The following is a 13,498-nucleotide window of genomic DNA, read 5'->3' on the forward strand; positions in this document are numbered from 1 at the left end:
TTCATCTCTGGTGGCTCACGGATTGGACGAGGTCCGCGAGCCGCATAGCCGCATCCGGCACGGCGGTCGAGTGCGCGGCGCGGGCCATGCGCGCGGCCCCGTCTGGGTTGGAGAGGATCAGCTCGGCCTGCTCGGCGAGGCTGGCGGCGGTGAGTTTCGATTCCGGCATCATGATCGCGGCCCCGGCCTCGACCAGGCCGCGGGCATTGGCCGTCTGATGATCGCCCGCCGCGGCCGCGTAGGGGATCAGGATCGAGGGGCGGCCGATGGTCGCCAGATCGGCTACGGTCGAGGCGCCGGAGCGGCAGATGACGAGCTGCGCGTCGGCCATTCGTGTGGGCACGTCGTCGAAGAAGCTGCGCACCTCGGCGTCGATTCCGGCCTCGGCGTAAAAGGACGCGACGCGCGCCTCGTCCTCGGGTCGGGCCTGATGGGCGACCCGGATGTGGCGGCGGATGGCCTCCGGCAGATTGGCCAGCGCTTCGGGCACCACGTCCGAAAGAATGCGCGCGCCCTGGCTGCCGCCAATCACCAGGATCGACATCGGGTGATCGCCCGGCGCGATATAGGGCGCGTTCGCGCGGCGCAGGATCGCGTCGCGGACCGGGTTGCCGACATGCAGGCCCTCGACCCCTTTCGGCAGGGCGGTCGGCCAGGTGCCGCAAGCGACGGCATCGACGCGGGGGGCGAAGATCTGGTTCACGCGGCCCAGGATGCCGTTCTGCTCATGCAGGAGGCGGGGCAGCTTGAGCAGCACCGCCGCCGCCAGCGCCGGAATCGAGGGGTAGCCGCCAAAGCCCGCCACCGCCGCCGGTCGGTCGGCGCGGAAATTGCGCAGCGCGGCCATCACGCCGCCGGTCAGCTTCAGAGGCACGCGCAGCTTGGCCAGCGCGCCGCCACGGGCGAAGGTGGCCGAGGGCACGACCTCGATATCGACATCCTCGGGGAAGTTCCCCGCGTAGCGCGCGCCCCGATCGTCGGTCGAGAGCTTCACCCGCCAGCCACGGCGCAGCATCTCCTCGGCGAGGCTCTGGGCGGGGAACATATGCCCGCCCGTGCCGCCAGCGGCGATGACCAGCAGCGGGCTCATCGGTAGCCGTTCGATAGCAAGTGGTCGCCGATCTCGGCCTGCGGCCGCTGCCGCGTGAACGACAGGAGCATCCCCATCAAGAGCCCCATCGCGATCAGCGAGGAGCCGCCATAGCTGACGAAGGGCAGCGTCATGCCCTTGGCGGGCAGCAGGCGGACGGCGACGCCCAGATTGATGAACGCCTGAGAGGCCAGAAGCACGGTCAGCCCCGTCCCGGCCAGCCGGATGAACACGTCCCGTTCCGTGCACAGACGCAGGAGAGAGCGATAGGTGATGGTGGCGAAGAGGATGATGACGGCCAGCACCATGATCATGCCGTATTCCTCGGCCGCGACGGCGATGATGAAGTCCGTATGCGCGTCGGGCAGCGTCCACTTCACGCGGCCCTCGTTGACGCCGGTGCCGAGGAAGCCGCCCTCGCGGATCGCGTCGATCGCATAGCCCATCTGGGTCCGGGGATCGACCTCGGGCGTCAGGAAGCCGTCGATGCGGCGGGCGAAGTGCTCGGAATTCTGGTAGGCGATCACACCGACCGCGCCCACGGCGGCGACCACGCCGGTTAGCAGCAGAATGGGCGCTCCGGCCACGAAATAGACCGCCGACCAGGCGACGATGGTCAGCATCGCCTGTCCGAAATCCGGTTGAAGCGCCAGAAACCCGACGACGATGCCCAACAAGGCGAAGCTAATCGTCTTGCCCGGGGGACCGCCCGGCTCCACGCCGGCGGCCATCAGCCAGGCGGTGACGGTGATGAAAACGGGCTTGAGAAACTCAGACGGCTGCAACGAGGCGAAGCCCAGCGAATACCAGCGGGTCGCCCCCTTGCCGAAATCCGTGCCCAGAACCGGCAGAAGCATCACCGCGACCAGCGCGGCGGCAAAGCCCAGCACCGCCAGACGGCGCACCAGGAGCGGCGACATCGCCGAGACCGCGAGCATGACCGCGAAGGCCATCGCACCGAAGATGGCCTGCCGCTCGACATAGAAGAACTGGGGCTGACCGTTGCGCTCCGCCAAGGGCACGGACGCGGCCAGCCCGAGCACGATCCCGATGGCGAACAGCATCGCAACGCAGAGCAACACGCCCTTGTCCAGCGTCCGCCACCATCGGGAAAGGATGGCCTCGCCCGGAAGGACGACGACCGCGCCATGCGCAATCTCTGTCATTGGTCCGCCTGCACTCGACTGCCCGTCCGGTTGTCCGGATCTGATCGGGTCAGTGTAGCTGAGCGATTCGCGCCGCGCTACCCTTCGCCGCAGCCACTGGGGGAGTGTGGCCGAACGGCGCGCGGCGGCCCCATAGGTGGCGGTTAGAGAACCGCGGCGATCTTGGCCTTGGCCTCGTCCGCGGCGGTGCCGTAGGGGATCAGGTCGACCACCTCGCCGCGGGCATTGAGCACGAAGATCGAGGCGTAGTGATCCATCGTGTAGTCGCCCCCGTCCAGAGGCCGCTTCTGGAAGTAGACCCGCCAGGACTTGGCCATGTCCCAGACCGCCTCCGGTTCGCCGGTGATGCCGAGGATTCGGTGGCTCTGCGGTTCCAGGTAGCTCTTGAGGAATTCCGACGTGTCCCGCTCGGGGTCGATGGTCACGAAATAGGCGCCAAGCGCTTCGGGGGCCACGTCCATCTCGCTCAGCCAGGTCTCCATGTCATAAACCGTGGTTGGGCAGATCTCGGGACAGTGGGTGAAACCGAAGAACAGCAGGCTGGGCCGGCCCTGGAAGGCCGCCTCGGTGATGGGCTGGCCGTTATGGTCGGTCAGGCGGAAGGGCGCGCCGAGCTTGGTGCCCGTCACGCGCGCGGCGCGGCGGCTCTCCATCACTTGGCGGACGGCGACACCGGCGCCGAGGGCCAGCACGGCCACCCCGCCGCCCAAGCCCAGGGTCAGAAGCGTTCGACGATCCATGCGCTCAGTTCCCGTGGGCTCCTTGGCCGGTCTGGGAGGCAGCGCGAATCTCAGGCAGGGTCATCACGGGAAAGACCAGCGTCACCTCGCCGGACTCGGCGAAAGTCAGCGTCACCTCATGGGCCTCGCCAGCGGTCAGCGGCGCGGTCAGGCCCATCAGCATCAGGTGCAGCCCGCCGGGGGCCAGCGTCACCGTCTCGCCCGCGGGGACGGGGATCCCGCCCTCGACCTCGGACATGGACATGACGCCCTCGCTCATCCGCATCTCGTGCAGTTCGACCCGAGCCACGAAATCGCCCGCGACCGAGGCGGCGATCAGCGTGTCGTCGCTGTCGCCCCGGTTCTCAATGGTCAGGAAGCCGCCCGCCACGGGCGCGTTCGGCGGGGTCTCCCGCAGCATCGGTGCGGAGAGGTGGAGTTGGCCCAAGGTCGCGGCCGGACCGCTGGCCCAGAGCGGCGAGGTCACGGCCGCGACCGAGAAGACGGTCAGGGCGCAGGCAGCGAGGGGGTTCCGCATCGGGCGACTCCGAATTGTGCATCGAAGGCCACATGGCACCCGCCCCCGGCAATTCCAAGAGCGACACCCGGTCGCAACCTTCCAGCCCTGGAAGGTTGCGACCGGCGCGCTTCAGTTGCCGTAGGCGACCGAGGGCAACCAGGTCGTGAGCGCAGGGAACATGAACACGATCGCCAGGCCCGTGAGCTGCAGCAGCACGAAGGGGATGACGCCGCGGTAGATGTGACCCAAGCTGACGCCCGGCGGGCAGACGCCCTTGAGGTAGAACAGCGCGAAGCCCACGGGTGGCGTTAGGAACGATGTCTGTAGTGTCACCGCCACGAGGATCGCGAACCAGACCACCGACGGGTCGGCCACTACATCGAAGCTGGGCACCGCCAGGGTTAGCCCCTGAATGATCGGCAGCATCAGTGGCATGATGATGATCGTGATCTCGATCCAGTCCAGCAGGAAGCCCAGCAGGAAGACGATGAACAGGATGAACAGGACGATCATGTAGGGGTTCTCGAAGATCCCCAGAACATGGCTCTGCACGATCTCGTCCCCGCCATAGCGCCGCAGCACCAGCGCGAAGAAGTTCGCCGCCAGGAAGATGCCGACGATGTAGCCTGCGGTGTTCAGGGTGGACCGGGCGACCTCCTTGAAGACCTTGAAGCTAAGCTTGCCATTGGCCAGCGCCAACAAGGTCGCCCCCATCGCGCCGAGGCCGGAGGCTTCCGTCGGCGTGGCGAGGCCCGCGAAGATCGAGCCGAGCACCAGCAGGATCAGGAAGAGCGGCGGGACGACGGCCAGCAGCACCTCCTTCACGATCGGCCAGGAGATCTCGCCCGCATCGGGCGGGACCGGCATGGCGCTCGGCTTGATCAGGCCGAACACAACGATGAAGGCAATGTAGAGGCCGCCAAGGATCAGCCCGGGAAAAAGCGCGCCCATGAACAGGTCGCCCAGCGAGATCGCCAGCTGATCCGACATGATGACGAGCATGATCGAGGGCGGGATCAGGATGCCCAGCGTCCCGGCCGCCGCGATGGTCCCCGTGGAAATCTCCTTGGAATAGCCCTGCTGCATCATCTGCGGCAGCGCCATCACGCCGAGCAGCGTCACCGAGGCGCCGATCACGCCGGTGGAGGCAGCCAGGATGATCCCGATCAGCAGAACCGTCAGCGCGAGGCCGCCCCGCAGGCCGCCGAAGAGCTTCTGCATCGAGACCATCATGCGCTGCGCCACACCGGATTGGTCCAGCATCAGGCCCATATAGATGAACATCGGCAGCGCCACGAGGACCGGGTTCTGCACGATATTGCCGAACAGCCGGTTCGAGAGAACCGAGAGGCGTTGGTAATCGATCCCGGTCCGGTCGAACTCGATGATATCCTCGAAGGCCCGGCGATAGGGGTCGAGGAAGATCTCGGCGAAAAGCGCATAGATCAGCGACACGCCGACCAGGGCGAAAGCCACCGGGATGCCGCGGAACAGCATCCAGATGAAGGTCAGGAACATGACCAGCACGACCAGCTCGTTGAGGGTCATGATCTGGCCGATAAATCCGAGCAGTCCCATCAGGCGGCGTCTCCGTCCTTGTCACGCGTCAGGTAGACGACCGCCAGCACCGCCGCCGTGACGATCAGCGTGGTGAGAACGGTTATCTTCATTTCTTGATTGAACGGCAAATCGATCTCGTCGAAGAACCATGTCCGGCTGGCTTCCCGCGCTGTCTCGGCGTCGGTCACGAGCATCGCGATGCCGAGCGCGGCGTAGTAGATCGCGAGGTTGATCGCGAAGGCCACCGAGGGCAGCGCATAGACCAGCTGGTTCCAGAGCGTCGGCTTCTTCACCTTCGCCAGCATCCGCAGATAGGCGAACCAGGTCGCGACGGCGACCAGCAGGAACGCCACGTTCACAAAGCTCTTGAGGAAGTAGAGGCCGTGGAGGCCGTTCGGGCTGCTCGATCCTTCGCCGGAGGCGATGGATTGGAGCGCATAGGCCAGCGTCACGTCCCAGCATAGGATGATGAAGGGCAGGAACAGCCAGGACAGGCCGAATATGTCGATCCAGCGCTGCTTCCGCTCCGGATAGCCGTCATAGAAGATGTCGACGCGCACATGGGAGTTCGTCGTGACCGCATAGGCCACGCCGATCAGGACGGCGGCGCCGTAGAGCCACCATTGCAGATCGTCCATCCAGGCCTGGTTGCCGGGTCCGATGCCGATCCGTCCGAGGTTCCGCAGTAGCACCTGCGCCACGATCACCACCATCAGGATGGGAAAGATCCAGGCGAAGAAGTTCGAGACCTGCACGATGAAGCGGTCGCCGCGATTATGCTCGGCGCGACCGACCTCACCGGGGTCGGAGATGGCGACGACCGGGCCGCCCGCGTCCTGCGCGACCGTCTCGGCCTGAATAGCATCGCTCATGGATGTCCCCCTCGCATCAGGGCGGCGCGCCGCCCACGGTATAATGTCGAGGCGGACGGCTCGCACCGCCCGCCTCGGGGTCTGGTCGGGATCGACCCGAACCCGCGCCTTCACCTCCGTCGAGACGCGGGCGGTCGATCAGTTGCGCGGACGCGGCAGGTAGATCGTGTCACCCCAGGTCTTGTAGCCGGCGCGATATTCCTGAAGGTCGGCCCACACCTCGGCGAAGTAGGCGTCCTCGGCGGCGAGCTCGGCGGCGACCTCGTTCCAGGCATCTTCGAAGGCGGCCAGAATCTCGGGCGACCAGGTCTTGATCGTCACGCCGTTCTGCTCGGTGTTCTCGACCATGGCCGAGAAGTTCGTCGCCTCGCCTTCGGCGAAGTTGGTGGTGATGTTGGCCAGGCAGGCGACGCGGATCTGCTCCTGCGTGCGCTCGTCCAGGTCTTCCCAGCGGTCCTTGTTGATCAGCAGTTCGAACAGCGTCGCGGGCTGGTGCCAGCCGGGGAAGTAGTTGTACTTCGCGATCTGGTGGAAGCCGAGCCGCGCGTCGATGCGGGGCATGGAGAACTCGGTCGCGTCGATGGCGCCGCGCTCCAGAGCCGGGAAGATGTCGCCGCCGGCCAGCAGCGAGGTCGACACGCCCAGCTTCTGCATCACCTCGGCGCCCAGGCCGAAGAAGCGCATGTTCAGGCCTTCCAGATCCTCGAGCGAGTTGATCTCGTTCTTGAACCAGCCCGAGGTCTCGGGCGCGATGATGCCGCAGGGCAGGACCTGAACGTTGTAGCCGTTCTGGTCATACATGCGCTGGAACATCTCGGCGCCGTCGTCATAGAGCATCCAACCCAGGAACTCGCCCGCCTCGGGGCCGAAGGGCACGGCGGCAAACAGCGAGGCGGCCGTGATCTTGCCCTGCCAATAGCCCGACGTCGTATAGGCCGCATCGACCGAGCCGTTGGACACGGCGTCCAGCGCCTCCAGCGTCGGCACCAGCTCACCCGGATCGAAATGCTCGAACTCCACCTCTTCGGAGATCGCATTGATCTTCTCGACGAAGTCGACGCCGGCGGTGCCGAGGATCGGCAGGTTCCGCGCGAAGGCGGAGGTCATCTCGAAGACCTCCTGCGCCTGCGCGGCGCCGACGATAGAGGTCGCGGCCGTGGTGGCCAGGGCGATTGCCTTGAGTTTCATATCCTTGGTTCCTCCCTATTGAACCCAAACAAGCGGGGCTTTGCCCCTGCGCCGGGGTCTCCCGCCCGACTGGTAAGGTTTCTTTACCGCTCCGCGCCGCTGGGGGCCAGCACGAATCAGCCGATTTGAGGCGTTGACAGGGCAATAATCTATCTGATCGCCAAGTAATTGCTGGGTCTTTGCCCTCCCCCTCCGGTCGCGGCCGCGTTACGGTCCCGGCAAGAGGAGGGCCCGCCCATGGCAGAAGAGCCGCCGTTCACCATCGGCATCGAAGAAGAATATCTGCTGGTGGACGCCGAGACCGGCGCCCTGGCCGAGGCCCCGGCCGAGTTGATGGACGAGGCGCAGGAGAGGTTGGGCAAGCAGGTCTCGCCGGAATTCCTGCAATGCCAGATCGAGGTGGGCACGGGCGTCTGCGCCTCCGTGGCCGAGGCCCGCACCGACCTCGCGAATCTGCGCCGCACCGTGGCCGATCTGGCCGGGCGCCACGGCCTCGCCCCCATCGCCGCCTCCTGCCACCCGTTCTCCGACTGGCGCGACCAGCATTTCACCGACCGCGACCGCTATCGCGGGCTGGCGCGGGACCTGCGCGGCGTGGCCGACCGGATGCTGATCTGCGGCATGCATGTCCATGTCGGCATCCCCGCCGAGGAGGACCGAATCGACCTGATGGGCCAGATGGCCTATTTCCTGCCGCATCTGCTAGCGATGTCGGGGTCGTCGCCGTTCTGGCAGGGGCAGGATACGGGCCTGTCGAGCTACCGACTGACCGTCTTCGACAACATGCCCCGGACCGGGTTGCCGCCGCTCCTGTCGAACTGGTCGGACTGGCGGCGCTCGGTCGAGACGCTGGCTCAGCTGGGGGTGATCGAGGACGGGACCAAGATCTGGTGGGACCTGCGGCCCTCGGACAATTTCCCGACGCTGGAGACCCGCATCTGCGACATCTGCCCGCGGATCGAGGATGCGCTGACGCTGGCGGCCCTGCTGCAATGCACGCACCGGATGCTCTGGCGTCTCAAGCAGCGCAACCAACGCTGGCGCGTCTATGACCGCTTCCTTCTGGAGGAGAACCGTTGGCGGGCCATGCGGCATGGTGTGCGCGAGGGACTGATCGATTTTGGCCGCCATCGGATCATCCCCCTGCCCCAACTGGTCGATGAATGGCTGGAGCTGATCGCCGAGGACGCCGATCAGCTCGGATGTCAGGCCGAGGTGGCCCGCGCCCGCGCGCTCGTCCGGGCGGGCAACGCCTCCGACCGGCAACGCGAGATCTTCGAGGCGGCGGGCGGCGGGGCCGAGGGCGGGCGCGCGGTCGTGCGGCACCTGATGGCGGAATACCGGGAGGGGCTCTAGGCGGCCGGGCGCGCCGCCACCACCGCTGCGGTCGTTGGACCGGCCTGCATCATCACGGGTTCACAAATACTCCAGATCCCACGGCCTGACCTGGGCGCGGGCCTGACCGAGGGGCGGGTTCCCTGCCCCATCGCCCTTGCCAACGCGCCCTTTCCCGCGTTAATTGAACGCGTGTTCTATTCCTAGCGGCGCGGGAGGGCCCCATGGACTTCGCACTCTCCGAGGAAAGCTCCGCCGTCTTCGACATGGCCCGCGATGTGGGCCAGGCCGAGATCGCGCCCCATGCCCGCGCCTGGGAGGCGGAAGGCTCGATCCCGAAGGACCTCTGGCCCAAGCTGGCGAAGTTGGGCTTTGGCGGGCTCTATGTCACGGAGGAGTCCGGTGGTTCTGGGCTGACCCGGCTGGACGCGACGCTGGTCTTCGAGGCGCTGTCGATGGCCTGCCCCTCGGTCGCGGCCTTCCTGTCGATCCACAACATGTGCGCCAAGATGATCGACGGGTTCGGCTCGGACGAGCTGAAGGCGAAATACCTGCCGAAGGCGCTGACCTGCGAGACCTTCTTCTCCTATTGCCTGACCGAGCCGGGCAGCGGCTCGGATGCGGCGGCGCTGAAGACCAAGGCGGTGAAGACCAACGACGCCTACCGGCTGACCGGCACCAAGGCCTTCATCTCGGGCGGCGGCTATTCCGACGCGTATATCGTGATGGCCCGCACCGGCGAGGCGGGGCCGCGCGGCATCTCGGCGCTGGTGGTCGAGGACGGGGCCGAGGGCCTGTCTTTCGGTGGGCTGGAGGACAAGATGGGCTGGCGCTCGCAGCCCACGCGCCAGGTCCAGTTCGACGACTGTCCGACGCCGCTCGGGAACCTCCTGGGCGAGGAAGGGCGCGGCTTCTCCTATGCGATGGCCGGGCTCGATGGCGGGCGGCTCAACATCGCGGCCTGTAGTCTGGGCGCCGCGCAGCAGGCGCTGGACCAGACCGTCGCCTATGTGAAGGAGCGGAAAGCCTTCGGCCAGAGCCTCGCGGAGTTCCAGAACACCCAGTTCCGCCTGGCCGAGATGGAAATCGAGTTGCAATCCGCCCGCGTTTTCCTGCGGCAGGCGGCCTGGAAGCTGGACCAGAGCGCGCCCGACGCGACGATGCATTGCGCCATGGCCAAGAAACTGGTCACCGAGGCCGGGAGCCGCGTGGTGGACGGCTGCCTGCAACTGCATGGCGGCTATGGCTATCTGGGCGATTACGGGATCGAGAAACTGGCACGCGACCTGCGCGTCCATCAGATTCTCGAGGGGACCAACGAGATCATGCGCTTGATCGTCGCACGCGGGATGCTGGCGGCGTGATGCGGCCTCGGACCGCTGGCGCGGTCCGACCCGCCGGGGGGCTTTGCCCCCCGGACCCCCCAGGATATTTAGACAGGGAAGAAGAGGGGGCGGCGTGACCGAGATCGATATTCGTCAAGACGGCCGGGCGGGGCGCATCACGCTGAACCGGCCGGACGTGCTCAACGCGCTCTCCTGGGAGATGTGCCTGGCCATCGAAGCGGCGCTGGACGGCTGGGCGGAGGCGCCCGGGATCGACCTCGTGCTGATCGAAGGGGCGCCGGGGCGCGCCTTCTGCGCCGGGGGCGACATCCTGGAGATGCACAAGGCGGGGACCGAGGGGCGCTACGAATACGGGCAACGCTTCTGGCGCGACGAATACCGGATGAACGCCAAGATGTTCCGCTTTCCGAAGCCGGTGGTCAGCTTCCTGCACGGCTTCACCATGGGCGGCGGCGTGGGCGTTGGCTGCCATGCGTCCCATCGGATCGTGAACGAGTCGAGCCGCATCGCGATGCCGGAATGCGCCATCGGGCTGGTACCGGATGTGGGCGGTTCGCTGATCCTGGCGCGGGCGCCCGGACGGTTGGGGGAATATCTTGGCACCACGGGCATGCGAATGGGGCCCGGGGATGCAATCCATGCGGGCTTTGCCGATCTCTACGTGCCGGAGTGCTGGGACGACTTGAAGGCGCGGCTCTGCGAGAGCGGAGATGTCGGGCTGGCGGATGCGGCGGGAGTCACCCCGCCCGAGGCGCCGCTGGCCACGATGGCTCAGGAGATCGACGCGCTTTTCGGTGGCGAGACGCTGGGCGATATCGCGCGGGCCTGCGCGGCCTCCGAAAGCGAGGTGGCCCAAGGCGCGATGAAGGCGCTTCGGGCCAATTCCCCGCTATCGATGGCCTGTACCGTCGAGATGCTGCATCGGCTGGGGGACGACCCGACAATCGACCAGGCTCTGCTGCTCGAGTACCGCTTTACCCATCGCGCACTGGAGCATGCGGATTTCGTCGAGGGTATCCGCGCCCAGATCGTCGACAAAGACCGCACGCCGCGCTGGCGTCATGCCGGGCCCGACCAGGTGCCCCCCATCGACGTCTCGGCCATGCTGCGGCCGCTGCCCAAGGACACGCCACTTCCGGAGGTCACCCCATGAAAATCGCGTTCATCGGCCTGGGCAACATGGGTGCGCCCATGGCCCGCAATCTTATCGCCGCGGGGCATGACGTGGCGGGCTACGACACCGCCGCCACACCCGAGGGCATCGACATGGCGGCGAGCGCGGCGGCGGCCGTGGCGGGGGCGGAGGTGGTCATCACCATGCTGCCCAATGGCGGGATCCTGCGCGCCGTGGCCGAGGAGATCGTCCCCGCAATGGGCGCCAGCGCGGTGTTGCTCGACTGCTCAACCGTGGACGTCGAAAGCGCCCGCGCGGTCGCCGCGCAGGCCGAGGCGGCGGGGCTGATGGCGCTGGACGCGCCCGTCTCCGGCGGGATCGGCGGCGCGGAAGCGGGGACGCTGACCTTCATGGTGGGCGGCGCACCCGAGGCGCTGGAGATCGCGGCACCACTGCTCGACGTGATGGGCGGGCGGACGGTCCATTGCGGGCAGGCGGGCAGCGGGCAGGCCGCGAAGATCTGCAACAACATGATACTGGGCGCGACGATGGTGGCGACCTGCGAGGCCTTTGCGCTGGCCGACAAGCTGGGGCTCGACCGGCAGGCGATGTTCGACGTGGTCTCGACCTCCTCGGGGCAGTCCTGGTCGATGAACACCTACTGCCCGGCCCCGGGGATCGGACCGAAGAGCCCGGCAGACAACGATTACAAGCCGGGCTTTGCGGCGGAGTTGATGCTCAAGGATCTCGACCTCGCCCGCCAAGCGGCAGAGGAGGCGGGAGCAGCGACGCCCATGGGCGATGCCGCGCTGGCCGAGTACCGCGCTTTCGTCGAGGGGGAGGACGGGCGAGGGCGCGACTTCTCGGCGATGCTACCGAGGTTTCAGGGCAAAACGCGGGGCTGACGCGCCCCGCGCGGGCTCACATCAGGCGCTGCACATTCACACCGAAGGTGACGGCGCCGATCTTCTCGCCGGTGTCGGGATCGACGATCGGCATCGACGCCTGGATCTGGTAGTAACCCGTGCTGTCGTCGAACTCGACCTCGCTGATGTGCAGCCCGCCATCCTCGCGGTCGTAGGTCTCCTGCCACTTGGCCTCGTCGCCCTGCCAATAGTCGGAGGTGACGGCGCTCTGCGCCACGTTCAGCCCGCGATTATCCATCACGAAGGCCTCGGTGACGAAGCCCGCCGAGCCGCGCTGCCGCTGCGCCAGGGTGAGGGACGCGTCGCGGGTCATAAGGTCTTCGATCAGAGGTCCACCGCCGGACTTGGCCTGGGCGCGCCATTCCCGGTCCAGGGCTTCGATATCCTCGAGCTTCAGCTCGGCATGGGCGGCGTTCTGGGCGCGGATGGCGGCGATCAGCTCCGGGTCGGTCAGCCAGGAGCTGAGCTCCCGCTCGACATAGGCGGCCAGCGGCACCTTGTAGACGTCTTCCTGGCCGGGCGACGAGATCATCGTGAGCGTGACCACGTTGCGCATGTCGTCGGACAGCCCGCTGGTGAGCGAAGCGACCTGGGCGAGGTCGCTTTCCCGCGCGCTTCCGAGAGCGACGAGACCATTGAGAAGGGTATGTGCCTCCGACCAGCGGTCATACATCGCGCTCAGCTCGTTGCGGACGATGTCGGTCCGGGGCGGGTTGATACCCGCCTGCGGCATGCCGTCCCGCAGCGCGACGAGGGTCGCGTCGAAGGTAGAGACCGCCGCGGCGAGATCGCCGCCCGTCCCGAAGGCATCGATGCCGGCGCTCATCCCGCAAACGATGCGGTCCATCTCCGCCAGAAGCTTGGTCTGGCGGCCCATGAAGTTGAGCGCGACCGCATCCACCTGCAAAAGCTCCTGCGGGTTGGAGTAGCGGCCGGAGACGTCGGCCAGCAGGCTTTCGGCCGAATCCATCAGGTCCGCATGGGTCGTGGCGACCGCCGAGAGCGCAGCGGGCGTGGGCGTCCCGGTCGCGACGGCACGGATCGGCTCCCAGGCGCTCTCCATGGCGTCGAGACGGCGGACGATCCGGCCGTTCGTTCTCGGTCCCGGAACACCGAGCGCCGGGTCGCCATCGCGCAGACCGGCGACGACGAAATCGAACAGCGTCGTCGCCTCCCGGCGCGCATCCGCACTGATCGCGGGATCCACGCTGGCCCGACAGGCGGTCGCGACAGCCTGCTCTCCGAGAGAGCGGAGGTTGGCGGACAGGAAGACCCGTGCCTTGCTGCCGTCATAGACCGCCTCTTCGGCGAAAGCGGGGGGAGCGGCGACCGTTACGCAAAGAACCGCGACGGCGCTCAGGCAGGCGGACGAAAGAGCCTGCGGGCGGGGCGGGAAAAACAAGGCGACTCGAGATAAGGGCATTGGACAACCCTCCTCGATCTGGTTCGATTCGACCCTGATCGGGGAGGTGGGCAAAACGATGGCCGAAAGGGCGAGCAGGCGGGGCTCTGCTGCGCTCGGCACAGCCGTCCTGCAACCGGACACGGGCAGAACGCAGTTCCAAAACGCTTGACCGAGAAGAATGGCGCGGTTGACGGGGCTCGAACCCGCGACCCCCGGCGTGACAGGCCGGTACTCTAACCAACTGAGCTACAACCGCG

At 67.1% G+C, this 13,498-nt stretch carries 12 protein-coding genes and 1 tRNA gene; 4 read left to right on the plus strand and 9 right to left on the minus strand.

The window, feature by feature from the left end; all coding sequences use genetic code 11:
* Position 1: 1 nt before the first annotated feature.
* The 7 genes from murG to DTQ71_RS06340 all read right to left on the minus strand — a co-directional run bounded on the left by murG (position 2) and on the right by DTQ71_RS06340 (position 7,115).
* Positions 2-1,090, minus strand: coding sequence for an undecaprenyldiphospho-muramoylpentapeptide beta-N-acetylglucosaminyltransferase (murG, locus tag DTQ71_RS06310; RefSeq protein WP_109563429.1), 1,089 nt, complete (start codon positions 1,088-1,090; stop codon positions 2-4).
* A complete protein-coding gene (locus DTQ71_RS06315) occupies positions 1,087-2,256 on the minus strand; it encodes an FtsW/RodA/SpoVE family cell cycle protein (RefSeq protein WP_109563430.1) in 1,170 nt (389 codons plus the stop codon). The genes murG and DTQ71_RS06315 overlap by 4 nt, the downstream gene beginning before the upstream one ends.
* A 143-nt stretch (positions 2,257-2,399) precedes the next feature.
* A complete protein-coding gene (locus DTQ71_RS06320; RefSeq protein ID WP_109563431.1) occupies positions 2,400-2,996 on the minus strand; it encodes an SCO family protein in 597 nt (198 codons plus the stop codon).
* Positions 2,997-3,000: 4 nt separating this feature from the next.
* Positions 3,001-3,513, minus strand: coding sequence for a copper chaperone PCu(A)C (locus tag DTQ71_RS06325; protein WP_109563432.1), 513 nt, complete (start codon positions 3,511-3,513; stop codon positions 3,001-3,003).
* A gap of 111 nt (positions 3,514-3,624) precedes the next feature.
* The gene (locus DTQ71_RS06330; protein ID WP_109563433.1) at positions 3,625-5,073 is read right to left on the minus strand and encodes a TRAP transporter large permease; all 1,449 of its coding nucleotides are present in this window, start codon (positions 5,071-5,073) and stop codon (positions 3,625-3,627) included.
* On the minus strand, positions 5,073-5,927 hold the full coding sequence (locus DTQ71_RS06335) for a TRAP transporter small permease subunit (protein ID WP_109563434.1): 855 nt from the start codon (positions 5,925-5,927) through the stop codon (positions 5,073-5,075). The genes DTQ71_RS06330 and DTQ71_RS06335 overlap by 1 nt, the downstream gene beginning before the upstream one ends.
* Before the next feature lie 138 nt (positions 5,928-6,065).
* Complete coding sequence (locus DTQ71_RS06340) at positions 6,066-7,115, minus strand: TRAP transporter substrate-binding protein (RefSeq protein WP_109563435.1); 1,050 nt, start codon at positions 7,113-7,115, stop codon at positions 6,066-6,068.
* A gap of 237 nt (positions 7,116-7,352) precedes the next feature.
* Between DTQ71_RS06340 and DTQ71_RS06345 the strand changes: the two genes are divergently transcribed.
* The 4 genes from DTQ71_RS06345 to mmsB all read left to right on the plus strand — a co-directional run bounded on the left by DTQ71_RS06345 (position 7,353) and on the right by mmsB (position 11,815).
* The gene (locus tag DTQ71_RS06345) at positions 7,353-8,471 is read left to right on the plus strand and encodes a carboxylate-amine ligase (RefSeq protein WP_109563436.1); all 1,119 of its coding nucleotides are present in this window, start codon (positions 7,353-7,355) and stop codon (positions 8,469-8,471) included.
* Between the two features lie 203 nt (positions 8,472-8,674).
* A complete protein-coding gene (locus tag DTQ71_RS06350) occupies positions 8,675-9,814 on the plus strand; it encodes an acyl-CoA dehydrogenase family protein (RefSeq protein WP_109563437.1) in 1,140 nt (379 codons plus the stop codon).
* A 94-nt stretch (positions 9,815-9,908) separates the two neighbouring features.
* Positions 9,909-10,949 carry an enoyl-CoA hydratase/isomerase family protein gene (locus DTQ71_RS06355; RefSeq protein ID WP_109563438.1) on the plus strand — a complete coding sequence of 347 codons (1,041 nt, stop codon included), beginning with the start codon at positions 9,909-9,911 and terminating at the stop codon, positions 10,947-10,949.
* Positions 10,946-11,815, plus strand: a complete 870-nt coding sequence (mmsB, locus tag DTQ71_RS06360) for a 3-hydroxyisobutyrate dehydrogenase (protein WP_109563439.1) — start codon at positions 10,946-10,948, stop codon at positions 11,813-11,815. The genes DTQ71_RS06355 and mmsB overlap by 4 nt, the downstream gene beginning before the upstream one ends.
* A 16-nt stretch (positions 11,816-11,831) precedes the next feature.
* On the opposite strand, the gene DTQ71_RS06365 is transcribed toward mmsB, so the two are convergent.
* Positions 11,832-13,259, minus strand: coding sequence for a PDC sensor domain-containing protein (locus tag DTQ71_RS06365; RefSeq protein WP_146204808.1), 1,428 nt, complete (start codon positions 13,257-13,259; stop codon positions 11,832-11,834).
* 161 nt (positions 13,260-13,420) lie between these two features.
* Positions 13,421-13,497, minus strand: a tRNA-Asp gene (locus tag DTQ71_RS06370).
* Position 13,498: the final 1 nt, after the last annotated feature.

This window comes from Jannaschia seohaensis (assembly GCF_900116765.1).
In the GTDB taxonomy this organism is placed as follows: domain Bacteria; phylum Pseudomonadota; class Alphaproteobacteria; order Rhodobacterales; family Rhodobacteraceae; genus Jannaschia; species Jannaschia seohaensis.